This is a genomic window from Chryseobacterium pennipullorum (genome assembly GCF_003384725.1).
Classification (GTDB): domain Bacteria; phylum Bacteroidota; class Bacteroidia; order Flavobacteriales; family Weeksellaceae; genus Chryseobacterium; species Chryseobacterium pennipullorum.
The window spans coordinates 124218-147920 of sequence record NZ_QNVV01000006.1 but is presented as its reverse complement, the minus strand read 5'-3'; the positions used below and the strand labels follow the sequence as shown (position 1 = coordinate 147920).

At 37.2% G+C, this 23703-nt stretch carries 22 protein-coding genes; 11 read left to right on the top strand and 11 right to left on the bottom strand.

What is annotated here, in order from left to right; translation table 11 throughout:
• Positions 1 to 125 precede the first annotated feature (125 nt).
• Both DRF67_RS09100 and DRF67_RS09095 read left to right on the top strand, forming a co-directional pair.
• On the top strand, positions 126 to 506 hold the full coding sequence (locus DRF67_RS09100; protein WP_115927983.1) for a GreA/GreB family elongation factor: 381 nt from the start codon (positions 126 to 128) through the stop codon (positions 504 to 506).
• Between the two features lie 184 nt (positions 507 to 690).
• Entirely contained in the window at positions 691 to 1665 is a 975-nt protein-coding gene (locus tag DRF67_RS09095) for a deoxyhypusine synthase family protein (RefSeq protein WP_115927982.1), read from the top strand.
• 372 nt (positions 1666 to 2037) lie between these two features.
• Here DRF67_RS09095 and DRF67_RS21505 read toward each other — a convergent pair whose 3' ends face one another.
• Positions 2038 to 2184, bottom strand: coding sequence for a hypothetical protein (locus DRF67_RS21505; RefSeq protein WP_165851765.1), 147 nt, complete (start codon positions 2182 to 2184; stop codon positions 2038 to 2040).
• 101 nt (positions 2185 to 2285) lie between these two features.
• Here DRF67_RS21505 and DRF67_RS09090 point away from each other — a divergent pair, with 101 nt between their 5' ends.
• Positions 2286 to 2582: an MGMT family protein gene (locus DRF67_RS09090; RefSeq protein ID WP_115927981.1), complete on the top strand. Its 297-nt coding sequence runs from the start codon at positions 2286 to 2288 to the stop codon at positions 2580 to 2582.
• Between the two features lie 106 nt (positions 2583 to 2688).
• Complete coding sequence (locus DRF67_RS09085; protein ID WP_115927980.1) at positions 2689 to 3486, top strand: alpha/beta hydrolase; 798 nt, start codon at positions 2689 to 2691, stop codon at positions 3484 to 3486.
• A gap of 66 nt (positions 3487 to 3552) precedes the next feature.
• Here the strand turns inward: DRF67_RS09085 and DRF67_RS09080 are convergent, their stop codons facing one another.
• Both DRF67_RS09080 and htpG read right to left on the bottom strand, forming a co-directional pair.
• Positions 3553 to 3939, bottom strand: a complete 387-nt coding sequence (locus tag DRF67_RS09080) for a helix-turn-helix transcriptional regulator (RefSeq protein ID WP_115927979.1) — start codon at positions 3937 to 3939, stop codon at positions 3553 to 3555.
• A 341-nt stretch (positions 3940 to 4280) separates the two neighbouring features.
• Positions 4281 to 6173: a molecular chaperone HtpG gene (gene htpG, locus DRF67_RS09075; RefSeq protein WP_115928032.1), complete on the bottom strand. Its 1893-nt coding sequence runs from the start codon at positions 6171 to 6173 to the stop codon at positions 4281 to 4283.
• A gap of 135 nt (positions 6174 to 6308) precedes the next feature.
• Here htpG and DRF67_RS09070 point away from each other — a divergent pair, with 135 nt between their 5' ends.
• Positions 6309 to 7757, top strand: coding sequence for a hypothetical protein (locus tag DRF67_RS09070; protein WP_115927978.1), 1449 nt, complete (start codon positions 6309 to 6311; stop codon positions 7755 to 7757).
• A 171-nt stretch (positions 7758 to 7928) separates the two neighbouring features.
• On the opposite strand, the gene recA is transcribed toward DRF67_RS09070, so the two are convergent.
• Positions 7929 to 8930, bottom strand: a complete 1002-nt coding sequence (gene recA / locus DRF67_RS09065) for a recombinase RecA (RefSeq protein ID WP_115927977.1) — start codon at positions 8928 to 8930, stop codon at positions 7929 to 7931.
• A gap of 380 nt (positions 8931 to 9310) precedes the next feature.
• Between recA and DRF67_RS09055 the strand changes: the two genes are divergently transcribed.
• The gene (locus tag DRF67_RS09055; RefSeq protein WP_115927975.1) at positions 9311 to 10528 is read left to right on the top strand and encodes a hypothetical protein; all 1218 of its coding nucleotides are present in this window, start codon (positions 9311 to 9313) and stop codon (positions 10526 to 10528) included.
• A gap of 77 nt (positions 10529 to 10605) precedes the next feature.
• Here DRF67_RS09055 and DRF67_RS09050 read toward each other — a convergent pair whose 3' ends face one another.
• Positions 10606 to 11883 (bottom strand): oxygenase MpaB family protein, encoded by a 1278-nt coding sequence (locus DRF67_RS09050; RefSeq protein ID WP_228435772.1) that lies wholly within the window; start codon positions 11881 to 11883, stop codon positions 10606 to 10608.
• 151 nt (positions 11884 to 12034) lie between these two features.
• Here DRF67_RS09050 and DRF67_RS09045 point away from each other — a divergent pair, with 151 nt between their 5' ends.
• Positions 12035 to 12430 (top strand): hypothetical protein, encoded by a 396-nt coding sequence (locus DRF67_RS09045; RefSeq protein WP_115927974.1) that lies wholly within the window; start codon positions 12035 to 12037, stop codon positions 12428 to 12430.
• A gap of 60 nt (positions 12431 to 12490) precedes the next feature.
• Here DRF67_RS09045 and gap read toward each other — a convergent pair whose 3' ends face one another.
• From gap to DRF67_RS09025, 4 genes are all read right to left on the bottom strand, one after another.
• Positions 12491 to 13495: a type I glyceraldehyde-3-phosphate dehydrogenase gene (gene gap / locus DRF67_RS09040; protein ID WP_062697648.1), complete on the bottom strand. Its 1005-nt coding sequence runs from the start codon at positions 13493 to 13495 to the stop codon at positions 12491 to 12493.
• A gap of 32 nt (positions 13496 to 13527) precedes the next feature.
• Positions 13528 to 14514, bottom strand: a complete 987-nt coding sequence (gene pfkA, locus DRF67_RS09035; protein WP_115927973.1) for a 6-phosphofructokinase — start codon at positions 14512 to 14514, stop codon at positions 13528 to 13530.
• Between the two features lie 83 nt (positions 14515 to 14597).
• Positions 14598 to 15476: a DUF4846 domain-containing protein gene (locus DRF67_RS09030; protein ID WP_115927972.1), complete on the bottom strand. Its 879-nt coding sequence runs from the start codon at positions 15474 to 15476 to the stop codon at positions 14598 to 14600.
• Between the two features lie 80 nt (positions 15477 to 15556).
• Positions 15557 to 15895 carry a winged helix-turn-helix transcriptional regulator gene (locus DRF67_RS09025; RefSeq protein WP_115927971.1) on the bottom strand — a complete coding sequence of 113 codons (339 nt, stop codon included), beginning with the start codon at positions 15893 to 15895 and terminating at the stop codon, positions 15557 to 15559.
• A gap of 212 nt (positions 15896 to 16107) precedes the next feature.
• Here DRF67_RS09025 and DRF67_RS09020 point away from each other — a divergent pair, with 212 nt between their 5' ends.
• Positions 16108 to 16947 carry a DNA alkylation repair protein gene (locus DRF67_RS09020; RefSeq protein ID WP_228435771.1) on the top strand — a complete coding sequence of 280 codons (840 nt, stop codon included), beginning with the start codon at positions 16108 to 16110 and terminating at the stop codon, positions 16945 to 16947.
• Positions 16948 to 17563: 616 nt separating this feature from the next.
• Here DRF67_RS09020 and DRF67_RS09015 read toward each other — a convergent pair.
• Positions 17564 to 18319 carry a TIGR03915 family putative DNA repair protein gene (locus tag DRF67_RS09015; protein ID WP_115927970.1) on the bottom strand — a complete coding sequence of 252 codons (756 nt, stop codon included), beginning with the start codon at positions 18317 to 18319 and terminating at the stop codon, positions 17564 to 17566.
• Between the two features lie 493 nt (positions 18320 to 18812).
• Here DRF67_RS09015 and DRF67_RS09010 point away from each other — a divergent pair, with 493 nt between their 5' ends.
• From DRF67_RS09010 to DRF67_RS09000, 3 genes are all read left to right on the top strand, one after another.
• Entirely contained in the window at positions 18813 to 19940 is a 1128-nt protein-coding gene (locus DRF67_RS09010) for a DmpA family aminopeptidase (RefSeq protein WP_115927969.1), read from the top strand.
• Between the two features lie 139 nt (positions 19941 to 20079).
• Positions 20080 to 20916 carry a helix-turn-helix transcriptional regulator gene (locus DRF67_RS09005; RefSeq protein ID WP_115927968.1) on the top strand — a complete coding sequence of 279 codons (837 nt, stop codon included), beginning with the start codon at positions 20080 to 20082 and terminating at the stop codon, positions 20914 to 20916.
• A 54-nt stretch (positions 20917 to 20970) separates the two neighbouring features.
• Entirely contained in the window at positions 20971 to 22389 is a 1419-nt protein-coding gene (locus DRF67_RS09000; protein ID WP_115927967.1) for a S41 family peptidase, read from the top strand.
• Here DRF67_RS09000 and DRF67_RS08995 read toward each other — a convergent pair.
• Positions 22386 to 23645 (bottom strand): putative DNA modification/repair radical SAM protein, encoded by a 1260-nt coding sequence (locus DRF67_RS08995; RefSeq protein WP_115927966.1) that lies wholly within the window; start codon positions 23643 to 23645, stop codon positions 22386 to 22388. The two genes, DRF67_RS09000 and DRF67_RS08995, sit on opposite strands and share 4 nt — an antisense overlap.
• Positions 23646 to 23703: the final 58 nt, after the last annotated feature.

The window sequence follows — 23703 nt, the reverse complement described above, 5'->3', positions numbered from 1 at the left end:
GACAGGGAATCACCCCGGTTTTTTATTTATTGCTTTGCGGTTATCCATAGATTAGGCCTTACACAGGCTGGATTCTACATTGGATCATCGGGAATAACTGCATTTTTAATTTAAAAATTGAAAAAATGTCCGATCAGATTATTGTGACTACAGGGATTTATGATGCTATAAAAGATACCCTCAGAAGAAAAAAGGTGAGTTTGGAAGAAGAAAAGCGGCTTACCGCAGAACTCAGAAAAGCCAAACAGGTTCGAAGAAGAGACTTACCCACCGATATTGTAACCGTTGATAGAAAGGTAACGTTGAAGGACCATACTTTGAATTTTGAACATGAATACATTTTTGTGCCTTCCATCAAAGAAAAGCTGAAAAAGAATAAACATTCCATACTTTCCGATATTGCGCTTGCAGTCGTTGGGTATAGAGTAGGAGATGTTATCGAATGGCCTTTCAGAGATGGTGAAAGGAAAATTGAAATCCTGAAAGTGGAATCCTGGGAAGGATAGATTGCCTATACATAAAGTGTAGTTAAAGCATAGCCCATCGGGCTATGCTTTTCAATGTCCACATCTCACCAGCCGCCTGTCTGTTTATTTAACAAATGATAAAAAATAACTTTCACAGAAGACTTTCTCAAAGTGGTTGGGCTGCATTCCATTTTTAAGTTTTATCTTTGCAAAAATTAAAAAAATGAGCAAACCGATTTCTGAATTTATAGAAAAATATTTTCTGCATTTCAATGCAGCAGCGTTGGTAGATGCATCTAAAGGATATGTAGCGCATCTTAAAGACGGTGGAAAAATGATGATTACCCTGGCAGGAGCTATGTCTACTGCAGAGTTGGGTAAGATTCTTGCAGAAATGATCCGTCAGGGAAAAGTGGACTTCATCTCTTGTACAGGAGCTAATCTTGAAGAAGATCTGATGAACCTTGTAGCACACTCGCATTATGAAAGAGTTCCGGACTACAGAGACCTTACTCCACAACAGGAGTGGGACCTTTTGGAAAGAGGACTGAACAGAGTGACTGATACCTGTATCCCTGAAGAAGAAGCATTCAGAAGATTGCAGAAACATATTGTGGAGATCTGGAAAGATGCAGAAGCTAAAGGAGAAAGATATTTCCCACACGAATATATGTACAAAATGATCCTTTCAGGAGTATTGGAGCAGTATTACGAGATTCCTAGAGAAAACTCATGGATGATCGCTGCTGCTGAAGCCAACCTTCCAATTGTGGTTCCGGGATGGGAAGATTCTACGATGGGTAACATCTTCGCTTCTTACTGCATCAAAGGAGAGCTTAAAGCGACTACAATGAAATCAGGAATCGAATATATGACTTATTTGGCAGACTGGTACACGAAGAATTCAGCTGGAAAAGGAGTAGGATTCTTCCAGATCGGTGGTGGTATTGCCGGAGATTTCCCTATCTGTGTTGTACCGATGTTGTATCAGGATATGGAAATGCACGACATCCCTTTCTGGTCGTATTTCTGTCAGATTTCTGATTCTACAACTTCTTACGGATCATATTCAGGAGCTGTTCCAAATGAGAAAATCACTTGGGGTAAACTGGATATTACGACACCGAAATTTATCGTTGAAAGTGATGCGACAATCTGTGCTCCACTGATGTTCTCATACATCCTGGAAAACGCTTAATAAAAACTCTTAAAGAAAATTAGATATCAGCGCTTCAATATAATTTGGAGCGCTTTTTATTGTAGAATAGGGTAATAGATTTGTTTTGAAAACTGAAACTATTGAAAACATTAAGAAAAATGAAGACGGTAAGAATAATTAAGTTCCATCTTCGATGGAAAAATAAAGCACAACGCTAAAAAACAGCTTTAGCTATTCTCTTACTGCTCTTAAAAACTTAAATGGTCTTAATGGGTCAGATCAATAATGATATACAATTTTATCAGAAATAAAATCTTGTGCCGTACAACATTTAGTATTTAAAGTATGTACATCTCCTGGTTTTCCAAAATAAAAAAAAATTGTAAAAATCCGTGCTACCTGAGGGAGATGTCAATCCAAAGAATTCACCAATACAAAATACCGGTATGCCAGAATTCCTTTCTCCATTTTAGTCAGGGTATTAGGATCCTTACCGCTCAACTTTGGGAGAATCTTTTTATTGATGGCATTCAACGCCCGGAAAAATGATTTTTTCATATCTTTATTTTTTTAATGAAACATCATTGAATCATTAAGAATTCAAAAATGATGCAAAACCTATATGGTCTTATACCATATTGGCATTTAAAACAGGTATTATGGACGAAGTTTTCAAACAGCAGGTATACGAGGTGGCAAGGCTTATTCCCATTGGAAGAGTGTCTACGTATGGTGCTATCGCAAAAGCAGTGGGTTATCCCAATCATTCCCGTCGTGTTGGAAAGGCCATGGGCGGATGTCCGGAAGATGTTCCCGCACACCGCGTCATATCCAGTTCAGGAGTTTTATCAGTACCTGAATTCCAGTCCAGGTTGGAGGCTGAAGGAATAAGTATTGAAAATCTTAGAATAAAAAATTTCAAAAACCTGTTCTGGGATCCGTTAGAAGAGATTTAGTATTATAGATTTAACGATTCAGCATATAAAAACGACAATCCAGTCACCTATTTTTTTTGATAATAGACAGTCACAATATCTTTGTTTCATCATTAAAACAAATAACATGAAACCAAGATCAATTTTTACTGTAGCCCTTCTTTTTATAGCAGTATTTTCAAAAGCTCAGATGGATGATAAATTCTATCAGCCTCACAAAGCAATGAATCCTTTTGAAATGAAAATCTCAGATTCTATTAAACTCCAGGTCGGGGACAATAATATAATTACAGCATTCATTGCAAAGCCTAAAAAAGAAACTAAAAAAACTATTTTTTACTTTCATGGTGCAGCGGGTAACGTTACTACTTATCAATTTATGACAAAACCTTTAGTAGATGCAGGCTATCAGGTAGTAATGGTCGATTTGAGAGGGTATGGATTGTCTACAGGAAAACCAACACATAAAAATATAGCAGAAGACGGGCAAAAATTTTTTGATGAATTGATGAAAAGAGAAGATGTTAAAAATACCAGAGTTTATCTTTATGGGGCATCTTTGGGAACTCAAATTGCCGCTCATCTGGCTAAAAATAACTCTTCTAAAATATCCGGTCTTATTCTGGATTGTCCAATGGCTTCTTTTACAGATATAGCAGCTCACTTTGCACCTCAGTATAAAGATTTTATTTTACAGACCATGATCTCCCCTTACGCAGCCAAGAATGATGTAAAATACTTACATCAATTACCGGTACTCGTGATCCATGCTAAGGATGATAAAACCATTCCTTATGAACAGGGAAAATTAGTTTTTGACAATACAACTTCTAAAACTAAATTTTTTATTCAATCTGAGGGAGACCACTTGCAAGGGCTTGTTAATAATAAAGAAGAAATTTTAAAGGCTATTGACCGGTTATAATGCAACAAAACTCCAGCGGCGAAGCTGCTGGAGTTTTGTTGTTGTTCAAATTCGATGAATCTTAATTTATTTTTTAATCCTTGCTGGGCTTTTCAGCTCCTCTTTAAGTCTATCGTTTTCTTCTTTTAATAAGGCAATATATCCCTGAAGGTTTTCAATGATTGATCCCGGAATATTATTAAACTGGTTAAAATTTCCATTTCCACCCGAAGAACTGTCATTAAATATCGGGTGATCATTATTTACAATGACTTTAGCTTCTTCTTCTTCATAGATATCTTCTACCGCGACGTCTAAAAAACGGGCAATCTTGTCCCATTCATCTTTGATGATTTTTACATCACCGCTTTCTTTTCTGCTATAGTTAGATACATCCGTAGCGATAAAGTCAGCTACCTGCTGCTGCGTATAGCCTTTTTGTTTTCTGATGAGTCGTAATTTTTCTTTTTGCATGACCGACATTTTATACAAAAATGGAAAAAAAGCACAATGTATACAATAAAAAACAGAAAAAAGATGAAGTTAACCACGGGCAGCGAAGGGAAAAACGCTAAAAGCTTTATAATTTGAATGCTATTGAAGGTGATCGTTAATTATTTTAGCCTGCAGAGTCTGATTGACGAAACGTGATACAAGCCAAACATGAAATGATCCGGTGCTGAATTTACAGAGTTTGACGAGAATGCTGTCTGATCTGTGGGAAGCTGGTTCACAACTGATGGTGACGATCGAGTTTGAGCTTCTGGATATGTATAAAAAGAAAAGCTGTTTCAAATGAAACAGCTTTCTTTATGTTATTTTTCCAGTTGCTTATAGCTTCTCTGGATAAAATTTGTAAGGTCTTTTCCTTTCAGTAGGTTTTGAGAAAGTTTGGCAAGATCCAAAGCATGCTTAATCAGACTTTCTTTCTCTTCCGTATTTTCAGTTTTCAGGATCTGATTAGACAGGTCACTGTTGGAATTCACTACCAGATTGTACATTTCCGGAAACCCTCCCATTCCAAACATACCGCCACCACCTGTAGCCTGCATTTCTTTCATTCTTCTCATGAATTCCGGCTGGGTAATGGTAAATGGTGCATCACTGCTGTCAAGATCTTCAAGCTGTACCGTAAATTTAGAATCCTGAATAGCTTCTTCTACGTTCTTTTTCAGAGATTCTTTTTCTGTTTCATTCAGTTTTGAGATTACCGGTTCGTCTTTTTTAATCAGATTGTTGATATGATCAGCATCTACTCTGGCAAATGAAATATTTTCTTTTGAGGTTTCCAGTTTTTGGATGACGTGTGGAGTGATCGGGGAGTCTAATAAAAGAACTTCATACCCTTTATCTCTTGCAGCCTGAATGTAGCTGTGCTGCTCATCAGCATTGGTAGCATACAGAATAACCAGTTTGTTGTCTTTATCCGTTTGTAGCGGTTTGATTTTTTCAGTCAGCTCATCCCAAAGGAAATACTTTCCGTCGGTCGTAGGATATAGTGTAAATTTGTCGGCTTTTTCAGCGAATTTCTCTTCCGTAACGATTCCGTATTCGATCACTACTTTGATGTCATTCCATTTCTGTTCGTAATCTTCACGGTTTTCGTTGATCAGCGAGGCCATCTTGTCCGCTACCTTTTTAGTGATGTAAGAAGAGATTTTCTTCACCGCACCGTCTGCCTGAAGATAAGAACGGGATACATTCAATGGAATATCCGGAGAATCGATTACCCCTCTCAGAAGCATCAGGAAATCCGGAACGATTCCTTTTACTTCATCCGTTACAAATACCTGGTTTTGGTACAGCTGAATTTTATCTTTATCAATATTTAGATTATTGCTCAATTTAGGAAAGAAGAGAATTCCTGTAAGATTGAAAGGATAATCAACGTTGAGATGAATGTTAAAAAGAGGCTCTTCAAACTGCATTGGATACAGCTCGTGGTAGAACTTCATGTAATCTTCATTGGTCAGTTCACTTGGCGCAATGGTCCATGCCGGTACCGGGTTATTGATAATATTGTCCACCTCTTCCGTTTCTGCTACAGCATCTTCCGGCGCATCTTCCGGTAATGGAAGCGTGTGGGTTTTGGTTCCGAATTTGATCGGAACAGGCATAAACTTGTTATATTTTAAAAGAAGTTCACGGATTCTTCCTTCCTCCAAAAACTCCAGAGAATCTTCTGCAATGTGAAGAATAATTTCCGTACCCCGGTCTGTTTTTTCTGTCGTTTCCTCAAGAGTAAATTCAGGACTTCCGTCGCAGATCCATCGTACAGCTGGCTCATCTTTATACGATTTGGTGAGGATTTCCACCTTTTCAGCCACCATAAATGCTGAATAGAAGCCCAGTCCAAAATGGCCGATAATCCCGGAATCCTTAGCCGAGTCTTTATATTTTTCAAGAAATTCTTCAGCTCCTGAAAAAGCTACCTGATTGATATACTTCTCAACCTCTTCGCCTGTCATACCAATCCCCTGATCAATAATCCGCAAGGTTTTCTGGTCCTTGTCGATTTTAACTTCAAGTTTCGGAGTCCCATATTCAACCTTTGCTTCCCCAATACTTGTTAAATGCTTTAGTTTTAAAGTGGCATCCGTTGCATTAGAGATTAATTCTCGTAAGAATATTTCGTGGTCACTGTAAAGAAATTTTTTAATAAGCGGGAAAATGTTTTCCACAGATACATTAATATTTCCTTTAGTCATCATATTTTAGATTTTTAATTTCTAAATCTTTCTCAAAAAAAATACCATGCAGGAGAAAGTGACAGAATGGCATTTTTTTTATGATGTCTCTGTTGCTGTCTTTTATTATATTTACCGCCAATTATAAATAACAGTATGGGAATCTTTGATTTTTTTAAGAAAAAAAATAATACACAGGAAAATAGTGGTACTCCAGTACCGGCGCACGAAGTGCCGGCAGAAAAAATAGTGGAAGAAGTAACAGAAGAAAGGGTAGAGGTCGAAGCTATGCCGGAAATACCTGTTCAGAAGGAAGAAGAGAAAACGGTCAACAATCAGTTTGAAAAGATCAGTACCTATAAAGATTATATTGTATATTCTATAGCTCTTCAGCTGAATGGAGATTTTGCTCCTATTTCTGCATTCGAAAAGGAAAGTGGAGAAGTAGAAGGTTTTGCCTACATGATCACAGATCCTTCCTATGGACTGTCTGCACAGCAGGTGATTGATATGATGGAAGAGAAATTTGAAAACGAATTAAAGGAAGGAAAAATCAAGTCATATGCTATTCTGTACCATTCGCAGTTTGATAACGATGACAATCACAATCTGGCAACTACCCAGGAAGAGCTTAAGGCCATTACGCTTTCTTATCATTTTAATGATTTCGGAAAAGGGAAGACGGCAATGCCTTATATCTTTGAAAATGAAAATATTTCCTTTAAAGGATTTGCTGAGTTTTCCCATGAGGAAAATAATTCGATCATAAGCAATCAACTGACTGAAGGGAAAGATTACTTTACCAACAGAGAAGAGATCAAATCTCCTGAAGCAATGACTGATAACGGTATTAAAATTACAAAATCAAATACCCATACCCTGGGAAATATGTGGGGTGGTATATTTGGGTATGAAAGTATCCAAAACGAGGAAAAATATACCCAGTTTCTCAAAGAGATCATGGCGCTGTGTATGATGGATGATCCAAACTATGAGCAGGATAAGCTGAAATACACGGATTTTAAAGATGTGAAATTCAAAGTGATCCCTGCCGGTGAATTCAGTACCATTTATCCGGAAGTGAAAACAGATTTTTCGCTGGATTTTGAAACAAAGGAAATCAGCGAGTGGGAAAATGTAAATAATATTGAAGCTATTGTTGGCGGTCCTGCAAGAGATACTTTTGGAGTTTGGTTTTTTGCAACAGATTATGCAGAAAACAAAAACAGATATCTCACCGAATCTCCTCTCAATGTGAACATCAGTGCTATTGTTTTTGCATTGGATATTCATAAGAAATTTGATCTTCCGGATGGTACCAGCATAAGTGAAGAATTTACGACCTATATGCCTAGTAAGGAACTGCCAAACTATGCATGTTTTGATTTTATAGGTGAGCTTGTTGATTTCCGGGAAACAGAATTGCTCGATGACGGAAGTGTAAAAGGGTATATCCTGAAGCTGAAACTGATTACAAATGAAGAAATAGAGGATTTCTTTACCATTGATGCTTTTGTCAGCAAAGAAAATATGAGATTTGATACACTGACCAAAGGGATGAAGCTTATGGGAGCTTTACAGCTGCAGGGTAAAATTTCCGGATAATCATCAGATGATAAAACATATACGGGGCTGTTCTTAATGAGCAGCCTCTTTTTTGTTTTAACGCTAAGCGTATTCCTGCTTGATCAAACACTTTTATAAAAGTATTCATCCTGGCTAAAAACAAAAAAAGGCAACCCGAAGATTGCCTTTGTCATTATTTTTTTTGAAAACTTATTTGTTTTTCAATTCTTCCTTGATCTTGTTTTCCAATTCCTCAGAAAGATCCGGATTATCTTTTAAAACGTCCTTCACAGCATCACGTCCCTGGCCAAGCTTAGTTTCTTCATAGCTGAACCAAGAACCGCTTTTCTTCACAATTCCCATATCTACTGCCGTATCCAGAATTTCTCCTACTTTGGAAACTCCTTCTCCATACATGATATCGAATTCTGCCTGCTTGAAAGGCGGAGCTACCTTGTTTTTTACAATCTTCACTTTCACACGGCTACCGATAGCTTCATCGCCCTGTTTGATAGGAGCGCTTGCTTTTCTGATATCGATTCTTACCGAAGCATAGAACTTAAGAGCATTACCTCCTGTCGTTGTTTCAGGGTTTCCAAACATAACACCGATTTTTTCTCTCAACTGGTTGATGAAAATCACAGTACATTTTGTTCTTGAAATCGTAGCGGTCAGCTTTCTTAAAGCCTGAGACATCAGCCTTGCATGTAGACCCATTTTGGAGTCTCCCATTTCTCCTTCAATTTCTGCTTTTGGAGTAAGGGCTGCTACAGAGTCGATCACCACAATATCAATAGCTCCTGAACGGATCAGGTTATCTGCAATTTCCAATGCCTGCTCACCGTTGTCTGGCTGAGAAATAATCAGGTTCTCCAAGTCAATTCCCAGCTTTGCAGCATAGGTTCTGTCAAAAGCATGCTCTGCATCAATAAATGCAGCAATACCACCTGCTTTCTGAGCTTCTGCAATCGCATGAAGGGTAAGTGTTGTTTTACCTGAAGATTCAGGGCCGTATATTTCGATGATTCTGCCTCTTGGATAACCGCCTACTCCTAAAGCAATATCCAATCCTAAAGATCCTGAAGGAATTACTTCTATTGTAGTGTCTACGGCATCATCTCCCAAAGTCATTACCGTCCCTTTTCCATATGTTTTATCTAATTTGTCAAGCACAAGTGCCAGTGCTTTTTTCTTATCTTCAATGTTACTCATCGCTATTAAAATAATTTCTCAAAAATACATAATTTAAACATGAAAAACTAATATTATTTACCTTTGAAAGCTGCTTTTAGAGTTAAAAAATGATAAAGTTTGATGAGTGATCTTATTCATAACGAAGGAGATGCGAAAATGTGGTATGAAGAATGTTGAAAAATAAATTTACGATCAGAAAAGTATTGCCGAAAGCCGGAAGATCAAGGCAGAAGTTAATACGGACAGGAGAATTTTTAGGAGTTATAGCCTTTACAGGGTATTGAATTGGCTTGTATTTGTAGACGGTTATACTACTTAAATTGATCAGTATCACCACAGTTTTATCCATCCAATATAAAAAATGCTTATCTTAAAACACTATTTTTTAAGATCATTCTATGGACAGAAAATTAAAACGCTTCCTGATAAAATCCTTTGCTGTATTGGCTGTTATACATCTGGCTTACTTTATGTACGGATATATAAAATTTGAGGGTCTTAAGGGAATTTATATGTATACAGAATTTTACAGGTTCAAATTTTATGATGACGTTTCTATTTCTCATGTTTTCGTATCCGGTCTTTTTCTGTTTTTCTTTGTTATTTTTCTCCTTAGGAATCATTCTAAAAAAAGAAATGAGCTTTCAAAAACTATGGGAATTGGTGCTATACTATTATTAGTTTCTTTTTTTTCTCTGACTTTTTTTATCAGTTACAGTTTCGGGTTAAATGCAAAACTACGAACCGAATTGCCCGAAAAAGACCTTAATAAAGATAAGACGCTGCTGAATGTCTTACAGCCTTTTTTATACAATTATACTTCCTACAGCTCAGAGAGTCTGTTTAATCCCAAGAATGTTTTATATCCCAAACCTTACCCTGTGGTTGAAGTGAGAGATACAGTGTACTACGAGCCGGGTGATCATAACGATTATTTCTCAACAGAATCCAGATATTACAGTATTGATACCCTGACCATGCTGAGTGCCAATCATGAGAAACTGAATAATAAGGCCAAATCGGTGCTTGACATTCTTGGGCTTGACGCTGAAGAGCTGGGAAAAAGAATTATTTCCAAAAAGGAGATCGGGGACAGCACTGAAATTATATTCCAAGGAGTAGAAGTACATCCTGAATATGATGATAAAATGTGTATTTTTCTTGAAAATAAATACTTGTTTTTTCCATTGCATGACATTCCTGAACGAGACCAACAGTATCAAAATGCAGTGAAAAGGTACAATTTGCTTTACAAATACAGTCAGGACTCATTACTTTCTTCGTTTCAGAAGCTGGATATTCTTTTTAAAAAATATAATATAGAATCGCAGATGGTTCCGAAAGAACTTACCAAAGATGTTTTTTATTATCGGGATCACCGGAATGAGCCTCTGAATGCAATACGAAATACTTACGAAAGAGGCCAGTTAAAAGAGAAATTTACAACTCTTGATCGTCTGTTTTACAAACCGAACTATCTTCACCCATCTATCGTGGGATTTTTCATCAGTGCAGTCCTTGGCGTCTGGTTGATTTTGTTTTTACTGTACCTGATTTGGAATTTCAGGAGCAGAAAACGCTCACCCGATCACTCTGAAAAAAGTGAGCAGATATAATTTTCCATATTTTCCCAATAAGTTGGGAAACATTAATTTTCAGATGCTAATCATTGATTATTTCCTCAAAAGGGAGGTTAATGGAAATTTGAATTTTTAGTGATATTCAGATAGTCTTCCAGTACCTTCATCTGATCTTTATGGCCTCGCTTTATCCTGGAGTTCCGGCTTACAAGACGATCATAAATTCTATTGAAGAGGATTTTTGATTTTGGAAATAATAATCTGTTAGAAGCTTCCGGAATCTGAAGCCTTTTGCACACCTCGTCATCCAGCAGAAACCAGGTACAACAGATGTGAAGATATCTTAAACTTTTTCTCTGAAACTCAAATTTTAAAATAGGATTTTCCAGGGACTCATTCAGTAAAGAGTGAGCCAGAAGGACAGAATCTTTATCAGAAGGAGGCTGTATAGAGGTCCACAGATAAAAATACTCGGTAGCCTGTTTTTTATCATCAGGAAGAAGCTGTTCGGGGATTCCCAAAAGATACCCCACATATTTCCATAGGTGGAAAATTCCCCGCTCTTCGAGAATGGAGAAAGTATTTCCCAGCTTTTGAAGACTGTGAAGAAACACCAGGCTAAAACCGATATAGGTAGCCATCATATCCCATGAATTGATAGGCTCACCCCAGTTTTCAGTATCCCATTCTTTATAATGTTTTTTAATAGAAAGCCTTGCGTAGGAGTGGATGAGGCGGGTCTTAATGGCAAATTCATATCCTTTTGCATGAACTTCCAGAGCATTATAACGCGTAGCATTTACCCAAAAGTCTAATGTTTCCGACAACCGTTTTACAGCCCCTTTCTTCAGGGCCTCTGTCACAATGAGCGGTTTGTTGAGATAGGCATAATCGTAGCCTCCGATCAGGCAGTAATCTCTCAATGAAATTAAAGAATCCAGATTGCTTCTCATACAAAGCTCGGCACCACTTTTTAATAAATTATAATCTAACCATTCGGGGACTTTCTGAGTTTGTGCAAAGAGTTTTTTTACACTTTCAGGTACAGCATCTGTTTCAGAAACTCCATTTCGGATGTAGTGTTCAATCTCCCGGGAAGCTTCATGGAATTTTTTGGTAAAATAAACATCTTTTACAACCTCATCGCCTGTTTCATCTACATGATAAAAGAATGGTGAGAACTTTTCAAAGTCATTAAAACTTACTTCGGCTCCTGAGAATGCGATCAGCTGCTTTCCATTGCCTCTTTCCCAGAAGTTTTTGAAATGCAGAGCATCTTTAAAGCGGGGTTGTATCATTATTCGGTCCATGACAGATAAAAATACAAGTTTTATGCTGAACTGCTGCTGAGATTTATCAGTTCCCTGAAGGAGGTTGAAAAAATACCACAAACGGGTTATTTTTTTGTCTTGATAAAAGTCCAACCTTTGTGATGAAGCTAAGAGTCATCAGATATCAATTCTGAAAAGAAAAATTTTCCGAGCTGAATCTCCCATACTCTTATTATCATCTGCAAAACTTTAACCCTAAAAATAAATAATTATGAGACCGAAAATTTTACTGCCACTTTTGCTTTGGACAGGAGTGCTCTTTGGACAAGTGAGAGATTCATTAAATGCAAAATTTGCTAATCCTGAAATCCAGCAGGATAAAATACTTGCATCAAATATTTTGAGGATTGAGGGAGACCTTGTTTCATCCTGGAGAGGAGTCAAAGGCTGTGGCCATGCACCAACACCGCGTAAACATATTGAAGCCACAGCGAATGCGTGGATTAAAGAGAAGATGTTTGAACATAAAAATTTGAAATGGATCAGATATGGATGGAATGTTCCGGTAATCTCTATCAGAAACTGGAAAGATCCTTTTCCGGATAAAAAAAGGCATTGTTCGGGAAATGCAAAATTCAAAATTTTTATAGAATTGGAAAAACAATAAGTTTGAAAACAAAAACCTTCCCATCGGGAAGGTTTTATATTATGTATTGCGAACTACTTATTATAAAGAAGCAGCATGTACCAGCATATCCACTAACTTGTTAGAGTAACCCATTTCGTTGTCATACCAAGAAACAAGCTTTACAAAATTAGGAGAAAGCATAATACCCGCATCTTTGTCGAAGATAGAAGTTCTCTTATCTCCTACGAAGTCCTGAGATACCACTGCATCTTCAGTATATCCTAGAATTCCTTTCAATTCACCTTCAGAAGCTTCTTTGATTGCCGCGCAGATCTCATCGTAAGAAGTAGCTTTTTCTAATCTTACCGTAAGGTCTACTACAGAAACGTCTACCGTAGGAACTCTGAAAGACATACCTGTTAATTTTCCGTTTAACGAAGGAATTACTTTTCCTACCGCTTTAGCAGCCCCTGTAGAAGAAGGGATGATGTTGTTTAGCGCAGCTCTACCTCCTCTCCAGTCTTTCATTGAAGGACCGTCAACAGTTTTCTGTGTAGCAGTGGTAGCGTGTACAGTCGTCATTAAACCTTCTACAATTCCGAATTTATCGTGGATTACTTTAGCCAAAGGAGCTAAACAGTTTGTAGTACAAGAAGCGTTTGATAAGATTTTGATATCATCAGTCAGTTCCTTGTGGTTTACACCCATTACGAACATTGGAGTATCATCTTTAGAAGGAGCAGAAAGGATTACTTTTTTTGCACCAGCATTGATGTGAGCCTGAGCAGAATCTTTAGATAAGAAAAGACCTGTAGATTCTACGATATAGTCAGCACCGATTTCATTCCACTTCAGGTTGTTAGGATCTTTTTCAGCAGTTACTCTGATTTTTTTTCCGTTGACTACAAGATCATTTCCTTCTACAGAAACTTCACCTGGGAAAATACCATGTACAGAGTCATATTTTAACATGTAAGCCATGTATTCTGCATTGATTAGGTCATTGATTCCTACAACTTCAATGTTGTCTCTTTCAGTCATTGCTCTGAAAACAAGACGTCCAATTCTACCAAAACCGTTGATACCTACTTTAATTGTTGACATAATAGTTTGTTTTTATTAGATTATAAAAATAATTAGATTGCTAAAATTTCTGAAATCAACATCAGATCTTTATTGATTTCATTATGCTTTTTGATGGCCTCTTCAATCGGGGTATACACCAGATCGTTAGAGCGCATTCCTGCCATTACATTGCTTTTACCATCCATTAACCCTACTACTGCGCCATATCCCAGTCTGCTGGCCAGCACTCTGTCTGCACAGCTTGGAGAACCTCCTCTCTGGATGTGGCCTAAGACGGTTACACGGATGTCATATTCCGGAAATTCATCTTTGGTCTTATTGGCAAGATCATAGATGCTTCCCAGTTTTTCACCTTCTGCTACCACTACAATGCTTGATGCTTTTCCTGTTTTTTCAGCTTTTCTGAAGTTGGCGAAAAGATCATCCATGCTGTCTTTTTTCTCAGGAATAAGGATATCTAGAGCACCCGTTGCCAATCCACTGTTTAAAGCGATAAAACCTGCGTCGCGCCCCATTACTTCTACAAAGAAAACCCTGTTGTGTGAAGTGGCAGTGTCACGGATCTTGTCTATTGCTTCCATGGCGGTGTTTAGTGCTGTGTCGTATCCGATGGTGTTATCTGTTCCGAAAATATCATTGTCGATTGTTCCAGGTACACCGATTACTTTGATGCCGAATTCTTCACTGAAGACCTTTGCGCCGGTAAATGTTCCGTCACCACCGATACATACCAGTCCATCGATGCCCAGCTTCACGCAGTTATCGTAAGCTTTCTGACGGCCTTCCTTATCTCTGAACTCAGCAGATCTGGCAGATTTTAGAATGGTTCCACCCTGGTTGATTATATTTTTTACGGAACGAGGGCCCATTTTCAGGAAATCATCGTGGATGAGTCCATTGTAGCCTTCTCTTACCCCGTAGCATTCGATATTATAGTAATTGGCGGTTCTTACTACCGCTCTTAATGCCGCATTCATACCCGGAGAGTCGCCTCCTGAAGTAAGAACTGCAATCTTTTTTACAGCACTCTCTTTCATCAAGTAAAAAATTTCGAACACAAATTTACAAAAACAAGTTCACATTATAGCAGTAAGTTTCCAATAGTTTTGAATATCAATAATTAAAAGCGTCTGAAATTTGTGGGTTTAAAAATATATCTTGCCGTTTTGGTTTGAAGGGCGCTGATATCCAGCTCATACCATGGCGAAATGCTTTTGTTGAACGGATTGGATAACAGGTGGATAGACTGTGCAGGGGTAAAGCCCTCGCTCAGTAAAAATAATTTTTTATCCTCTTTGTTTTTGCATACTCCGGCTATAAAAACAATATGTCCGGGACTTCCAGGAGTGATGAGAATATCCCCGGTTTTTAACTCGCTGTTTTTTGCTATAGGAAAGGTTTCCTTATTCAGTGAAATGGTTCCTGCATAATTGAAGATGAGGTCTAGATATTTTCTGAAACTCTGATAAGAATCATCAAAGCCAGCAGTTTTTGTGAAACTGACAGAATTGCCCCTGATCAATGCTCTTGTTCCGTTTTTGTACTCATTCCAGCTGAAAAGATCACCGCTGGTAAAATGAAATTTAATCTGGTCGTATTTTTTCATTGTATACAGGTACTCGGCTCTCAGCCGGATCACTGCATCAGCACATTGCTGCAGATCCTGATCTCCTGTATCAATGTCAAAAATAGCTTCATGGAGATGTTGAGTAGAAATGGGGGTCCCGTCATATTTTAGAATCTCGGCTCCATAAGGTTTCAGTTTAAAATTTTCAATAAAATATCCGAAAGAATCAGCCTGTTCTTCAACCCACTCATAGCCACCCGGAGGAGAAAACCTTTCCCGGATGGTATTTTTGTCCTTATTGATTTTCAAAGAATTCTCTGCAGTGGTCTGCTTATTACTGTCCGGTTCAGCGGATAGACGGTCCGGTGGTCTTTCTTTTGTACAGCTGGAGAAAATGAGAAGAGCTGTGATGGGTGCGATAACTTTTTTCATGCGTTTTTAGTAAACGCAAATATCATTTTTTTTCACATATCTGCCAATAAAGATTCTGAAAATCTGTACATTCAGGTCTCTTACACTTTTTCATCAGGAAGTAAGAGTTTTCCCCAATCATTCAGCTGCCAGAGAATCTTAACCAGTTTTTCGCCAAGTTCTGTAAGAGTATATTCCACTCTGGGAGGAAGTTCATTGAAAGCTTGTTTTGTCAGAATGCCATCATCTACCATTTCAGAAAGTTGCTGATTGAGTACCCGCCGGTCTACTTTAGCAATGCCACGCAAAAATTCACTTGGTCGTTTTTTTCCTTCATTGATCTGCCACACAATAGGAATCTTCCACTTTCCACTGATACTATGTACGGCTACTTCCAATGGACAGGTTTTATTTTGTTCAGTTCTTTCCTTTGTTTCCATAATGTTGACTTTTTTATCCCTATGGGAGAAAAATATGCGGTATTGCCTATTGATAAAGGCTTTTAGATCTTTGTAAAAATAATAAAAATAAAAGCAATGACTACTTTAGCAGCACAGATGGAACATTTGAATACGGAGCTGGCTTCCATATTTCCACCAAAAATTCTGGAAGCTGACAGAATCGTCACCTATCAATTTTAAATGTAAATCACATGAACAGAGATAAATGTGGAAGAATTAACTTTAATATTATGAAAGAAAAACGTAAAGGAGCCCGTTCTATCAAAGATATTCCGCCAGTTATTTTAAACCAACTGAATCGGGGAGAAATTGAAACGGCGAATCTTACCGAATGGCTGGCAGTAGACCAGCGGATTTTGCTTGAAAACCTTCTTGAACAGCAGAACAGAAGCAAATATTTGAACAATATTCTGGAAAGCGTAGATCAGCTGAAGAAACAGAGCGTTAACAGCATTAATGAAGCTATTGGAACAGGATTACTCAGTCTTGCTTCTGCCCATAATGATGAGCCGTTTTTATCAGTACTTGCAACCCATCCCTCGGACCTTGTTCGTTGCTGGGCGGCTTATACTGTTGGAAAAAACCAGGCTTTACCATTAAAAGAAAAATTAAAGCGGATACAGCGTTTTGCTGCTGATTCCCATTTTGGCGTACGGGAAATTAGTTGGATGACTGTACGTCATGATATTTCAAAAAAACTCCCGGAAAGTATATCTATTTTATCAGAATGGAGCGGACATGATGATGAAAATGTAAGACGTTTTGCCTGTGAATCTACAAGACCCAGAGGAGTATGGTGTGAACATATTGGTCAATTGAAACAAAATCCCGGGCTGGCATTGGATATTTTAGAACCATTACATTCTGATCCTTCCCGATATGTACAGGATAGCGTGGGAAACTGGCTAAATGATGCCAGCAAGTCGCAGCCGGAATTTGTCACAGAGATTTGTGATGAATGGATTAAGAATAGCCCGACAAAAGAAACCCAATATATTGTCAGAAAAGCGCTGCGAACTATCCGGAAATAAAAGTTATCCACAATATCATTTTTTTGACGGATATTTTTTCTTAGGTTTATGATGCTTAATAGATTGCGTAAAGTGCTTTATGCCGGGAATCGAGGCAATTCTATTCTTCTCGTATTGTTGAGAAAAGTTATCCACAATATGGAAACGTGAATGTTTTTTAGTTAAATGGCTGATCACTATAACCTTGCGATATACCCGCCAGCAGAAAGATTCCTCATTGATCAGGACGAAAAAGTTATCCACAATATGAAAAAAGAGATGGATTTTATTCATACCACCCATCAGTCTTTAAGATGATATAAAAATTAAAGGAAGGCTTCCATTATTTTATCACTGTACATAAAAAGTTATCCACAAACTGAACATGTTAAATGTATTTTTATAGTAATTGATTGTATAATATTGACTTACGAAAGCCTATTGTCAATGGATTATTTTTAATAAGTATATTCTGTAGTTAATAAAAAAGTTATCCACAATGTGGAAATGTTGATTGTTAGTTAGTGATAAGTTATTGTATATTATAGTTTTGGCTAATCCCCGTACATACGGAAGCTATACAAAGGTGGGTATCATTTTTCACTGAAAAAAGTTATCCACAATATCATAGGTTTCACTATTTTTCAGTTAAATACTTCCAGTATCTTTTCGGAACGTGCTGGATATGCAATTTCATGTTTTTTCTTTCAACAATGTTGGTTTTGGTAAAATACCGTTTCCAGAGAGTCTGATACTGATTTTCCTCGTCATGAAACTTATCTCTGTACTTGTTCAGATCCAGTTTCTCATCAGGATAAAAGAAGTCGCAGTTTTCAAGATCATACATAATCCCATAGTTTCTCCGTAGATCATAAATCATCCACTTCTGATCCTGGTAGCGGTCTTTAAAATGTTTTCGGATTAAAGGCAGAACATTAAAATCGGGATCTATTTTGGCGAAAAAAACACCATCTTTCATTTTTTCAAAACGGACAAATGCAGTCATTCTGTGTCTTTCGCGGTCTACAGACTTACAGATTTTCGAAATTTTTAGAATATCAGGATCTGCAAAATTTTCGAGAATATTTTTTTCCTGTTGCTTTACAGATTGTCGTACAGAAGATAAAATTATTTTTTCCAACTCCGGATCTTCAGATAAAAAGACTTTCAGAAGCTGATGAATACCTCTTTTCCCGATACTCTGTTCAAGCTTATTTAAAACTCTTTCCGATTTTTCAGGTTGACTAATGGTTTCATGTATTTCAGCAAAAATATTTTCCTGGTGAAACTTTTCCCTGGCCACAATGTCCACATCCTGATAGCGGTATTCAAAAACTTCAAATATCGCTGTGAAAAGGCCGTCAAAACTTCCGTCATAAATAAGCGTAGTCATAATTCTGTATTTTGGTCATGCAGGTAACACAAAAATAATGAAAAAGAACGCCCATTAAAATGTTCAGATCTATATTCTCTGTAGTAAAATCTTATAATACTTCCCAATCTTTTTCCCGACACGTAAGAAAGCGGTCTTTCATTGCTTTTTCAGTTTTCGGACGTTAAGGTTTTCTAAATATAAAATAATGGGCATGGCTCATAGAATTTACTATACAAAATAGCAAAAAAAATCCGTGCGACATGATATGTTAAAAGACTGAAGATGTCAATATTCCAACATCAATAGGGGCGGACTTTAGTCCGCCCTAATTAATACAACAGCTTAAAATTTAATTATAATAGAAATATAGTAATATGAATATAATATTAAGATGAGAAAAAACATTTTTCTCTAACGTTTGCACCTGATCTGTTATTTATTATCTTTGAAAAATTCCCAGCCAAACATTGACTAAGAATACCATAAAAACACAAAAAAAACAAAATATAAGATGTTCAGAAAATTATCTATTTCAATTCTCACTATTCTATGTATCAATACTTATGCTCAAAAAAGAGTCCGCGAATTGGGATTAAGACCAGGGGTTTTGGAACCTGGCAAGCAGAACAGTATTACAGATGTTTCAGGTGTTCTCGTAGGGCATAAAACAGTAATAAAAGGGGATGACGTCCGCACAGGAGTCACAGCTATATTGCCACATAACGGAAATATCTTTCAGCAAAAAGTGCCCGCAGCTGTTTTTGTGGGAAATGGGTTTGGGAAATTGGCGGGTGTCACTCAGCTTATGGAATTGGGTAATCTTGAAACCCCCATCATACTAACAAATACCTTAAATGTAAGTACGGGAATGAGTGCCCTGATCACGCATACGCTCCAGCAAAAAGGAAACGAAAAAGTGCAGTCTGTAAATGCGGTGGTAGGAGAAACTAATGATGGATGGCTTAATGATATTCGTGGACGCTATATAACAGAACAAGATGTTCTTGATGCCATAAAGCAAGCAGGAACTTCAGTAACGGAAGGGAATGTTGGTGCGGGAACTGGAACCGTATGCTTTGGATATAAAGGTGGAATCGGTACATCATCTCGCAAGTTGCCCCAAAGTCTTGGAGGATATACGGTGGGAGTATTGGTGCAGACCAATTACGGAGGTGTTCTGCAAATGGATGGCGTTCCTGTAGGAAAAGAGCTTAAAAAATTCTCTTTCAGCAATCAGCTATTAAATAATGTTGACGGCTCGTGTATGATTATTGTGGCAACTGATGCTCCTTTGGATAGCCGTAACCTGGAAAGATTAGCGGCAAGAACCATCATCGGATTAGGAAGAACCGGTGGTATAGCATCTCACGGTAGTGGAGAATATGCCATTGCTTTTTCAACAGATCCGGGATCAAGGATACAACATCAGCCGGGCAGCCCGGTTGTTCATGTGCCTACTCTGCATAATGATTATACCTCGCAACTGTTTATGGCCGCTATCGAGGCTACAGAAGAAGCGGTACTTAACTCTCTCACTATGGCCACTTCTATGAAAGGTTATCAGGGTCATCAGGTGGAGGCATTATCTTTAGATAAACTTCAGGAGTTATTGAAAAAATATAACCGTATCGGTCAATAATTGTGCAGCAAACCTATCTCTTATGGGGGTAGATTTTTAATGCAGTTACAATTGTGAGATCCCTATGGCCTGATCATTTTTGCATTAATTTATTTTTTTAAGTTCAGGACCAATGACGCTCCAAAATTAAAATACAAAGATGAACTCAATTATCGTAAAACCTAAAAATGAGATCCTGAAAAAATATATTCAGTATTTCCTGTTTTTTAAAAAAACAGATCAGGAACCTTTAAATTATACGACGTTTCCCAATACGAACTTATGTCTTGCAATTTATAAACAAAATCAGGTTTTTTATACGAATGAGGGCGGGACTAATCTTTGTAAAATTAGCAATGGCAGTACATATGTAAGCAGGTTATATGGATTTCATAAGCTCCCTTTCCATGTCAATATTCATGGTGCCCTGGATCAGATATGCATTGTTTTTCAACCTTCAGCACTAAGAGCATTTACAAATGAGGCTTATGAAAACCTCATGCTTTCCGATACTGTTTTTGATGAGATATTTTCTTTTGAAAAAAGTTTTCTAGATCAAATTTTTGATTTGAATGATTTTGCAAAAAGAGCGGAAGAACTCGAAATTTTGCTTTGTGAAAATTTAAAAGATAATCTTCCTTACAAAATAAAAGAAGCATTGGTTCTTATTAATACTAATGAATTTCTAAGTATTGATGACCTTTCTAAAAATCTTAAAATCAGTGAAGCTACACTATTCCGCTTATTTAAAAATAATCTCGGGCAGAATCCCAAATCTTACCTAAAAACAATACGATTCAGGAAGGCTTTGGATGATATTCTGAAGCCAAGAAATTCCCTCACAGGGATTGCCTATCAAAATCAATACTATGACCAGTCTCATTTTATTAAAGATTTTAAAAACCTTACAGGATTTTCACCCAATAAAATAGTGGAAAAAATATCAGTGACCGAAAAAGATTTCGCATGGATCTGTCAAAACTTACAAAATGAATGATTTTTACAATTTTTATACTCGTTAATTGTTTTTTTTTGCCTGAAAATATTGTTAATGAAAATTAAACTTTTTGTGTGGATGGCTGTTGTGTTCTCTTGTAATCTTTGGAATGCACAGGCCCAGTGTAATTGTAAAGAGACATTACAGAAAATAATTTTGAAAATTGAAAGTGAATATCCTGGATTTAATACCAAAACAAAAGATAAGTTTTTATATGAAACCTTGAAGAAAAATGCACTTTATTCTTCTGAGAATGTGAGAACTGATGAAGCTTGTTTAGAGGTGTTGAAAGGCTATACGGGCTTTTTCAAAGACAGGCATATTTGGGTTTTACCCAATCAGATTAATCAGACGGTTCCCCGTACGGAGACTCATACTGAGTTACTCAATATAAATCTAAAAAAATTCAGAAAAGATATTCAAAAGCAAAAAGATGAATTTGAAGGGATTTGGAAAAATGACGGTTATGAAATTGGTATCAAAAAATTAAGTGATAAACAATATGCTGGATTTATTATAAAAGCTGACCCAACATACTGGAAGCCTAACGAAATTAAATTCAGATTATTTTCAGATGGAAGTTATGAATATTATAGCCAGGATCATTCTATACAAAAAGGAAAATACCAGATGTATGATAACGCTCTTTTGTCTTTCAATGAGATCAAATCCATTTTTACAAAACAACTTCCCAGCCCGGCATTGAGTGCTAATGAGATGGAAAGTAAAATCAATGAAATCAATGGAACGTATATCAAAAAAATAAGTTCAAAGACGGTGATGATTAGGCTTCAGTATTTCAGTTATTCATTTGTAGATCAGATAGAAAAATTACTAAAGGACAATAAGAAAATGCTGGAGGAAGCAGAGTATTGGATTATTGATGTAAGAGGTAACGGAGGAGGAACAGACAATGCTTACAGAACTATTTTGCCTTACATCATGACCAATTCTATAAGAAGAGTTGGAGTAGAATATTTGGCGTCACCTACATTAATTCAAACTTCAGAAAATTATTTGAAAGGAATAGCCAAAGATTCCATCAAAAATAAAGAAGATATAACCAGTTTAAAAACAAGAATTGCCCAGTTAAAAAGTAACCCTGGAAAATATGTGAATTATAACCAGGATAAGATCGCTGTTGATTCAATCTCTCTGGCTGTTAAGAGCCCTTCTCAAATTGTAGTTTTAGCAGATAATCATACAGGAAGTGCTGCCGAAAATTTTCTTTTAAATGCAAAACAAAGCAAAAAAGTTAAAATTATGGGAATCCCGTCATCAGGAGTTTTGGATTATGCGAATGCGATGTTTTTTGATTATGGATGTAATAATTACAAACTACTGATGCCTACTTACCGTTCATTCAGATTACCGGATTATCCTATTGATAATATAGGAGTTCAGCCGGATATTTATCTCGACGAAAGTGTTAAAGACTGGATCGGCTTTGCAGTAGACTATCTGGAAAATTAAAATAAACTCAGCTGTTGTGAAAACTGGTTGTGAAACTTTGAAGCACTTCCTCCAATCAACAGTTTTCTTAAATTTTTATCCGTTAAATATCTTAAATAGGCATTCCCTGCATTAAAATCAATAAAATACCTCGCCCGGTTTACTGCTGCCCCCAATTGCTTGAGATGATCAATAGTTAAAACCTGAAAACGTCTCGCACTGATTATTTTCTGTGCCGATTTCACTCCGATTCCGGGAATTCTTAGGATCATCTGGTAGTCGGCAGTTTGAAGGTTAATGGGAAATTGATCCAGATGCCGCAATGCCCAGCTTAATTTCGGATCCACTTCCAGATCCAGAAAAGGCATCGTGGGGTCCAGAATTTCTTCCGCCTTAAACCCGTAAAACCTCATCAGCCAGTCCGATTGATACAGCCTGTTTTCGCGAAGCATAGGAACTTCTGTAGTTAATGACGGAAGTCGCTTGTCTTCAAGAACAGGAACATATCCTGAATAATACACTCTTTTCAAATTGAAATTCTTATAAAAGTGATCCGCAACCTTGATGATTTGAAGGTCATTTTCATTGGTAGCCCCTACAATCATCTGTGTAGATTGTCCGGCTGGAGCAAATTTGGGAACTTTTTTAAGAATCTTTTTTTCATCCTGATACTGAATAATGCCTTTCTGTATATAACGCATCGGGCTAATCATGTCCTCTCTGTTTTTTTCAGGAGCCAGTAATTTCAAACCGCTTTCGGTTGGAATTTCAAGATTTACAGACAAACGGTCTGCATATAAAGCTGCTTCCTGCATCAGTTCATCGCTGGCTCCCGGAATGGACTTTAAATGAATATATCCATTGAAATTTTCTTCCAGACGTAACTTTTTGGCAACCCGTACAAGTCGTTCCATTGTCGTATCGGCATTCTTGAAAATTCCTGAGCTCAGAAACAACCCTTCAATATAATTTCTACGGTAGAAATTAATGGTAAGATCTACCACTTCCTCTACGGTGAAAGCAGCCCTTTTGATATCGTTTGAACTTCTGGATACACAATAAGCACAATCATAAATGCAGTGATTGGTCAATAGAATTTTGAGAAGAGAAACACAACGGCCATCTTCCGTATAGGTATGACAGATCCCGCTTGCAGAGCTGTCTCCCAAAGCCCCTTTTTTATTTTTTCTCGTACCTCCGCTTGATGAGCAGGAAACATCATATTTTGCAGCATCAGCAAGGATTTCAAGCTTTTCTTTCAGGCGTTCAAAATTCATATTCTAAAATGATTGATATGATTTGTATCAAATTTGTCTTTTAACAGTGTTCAAATTT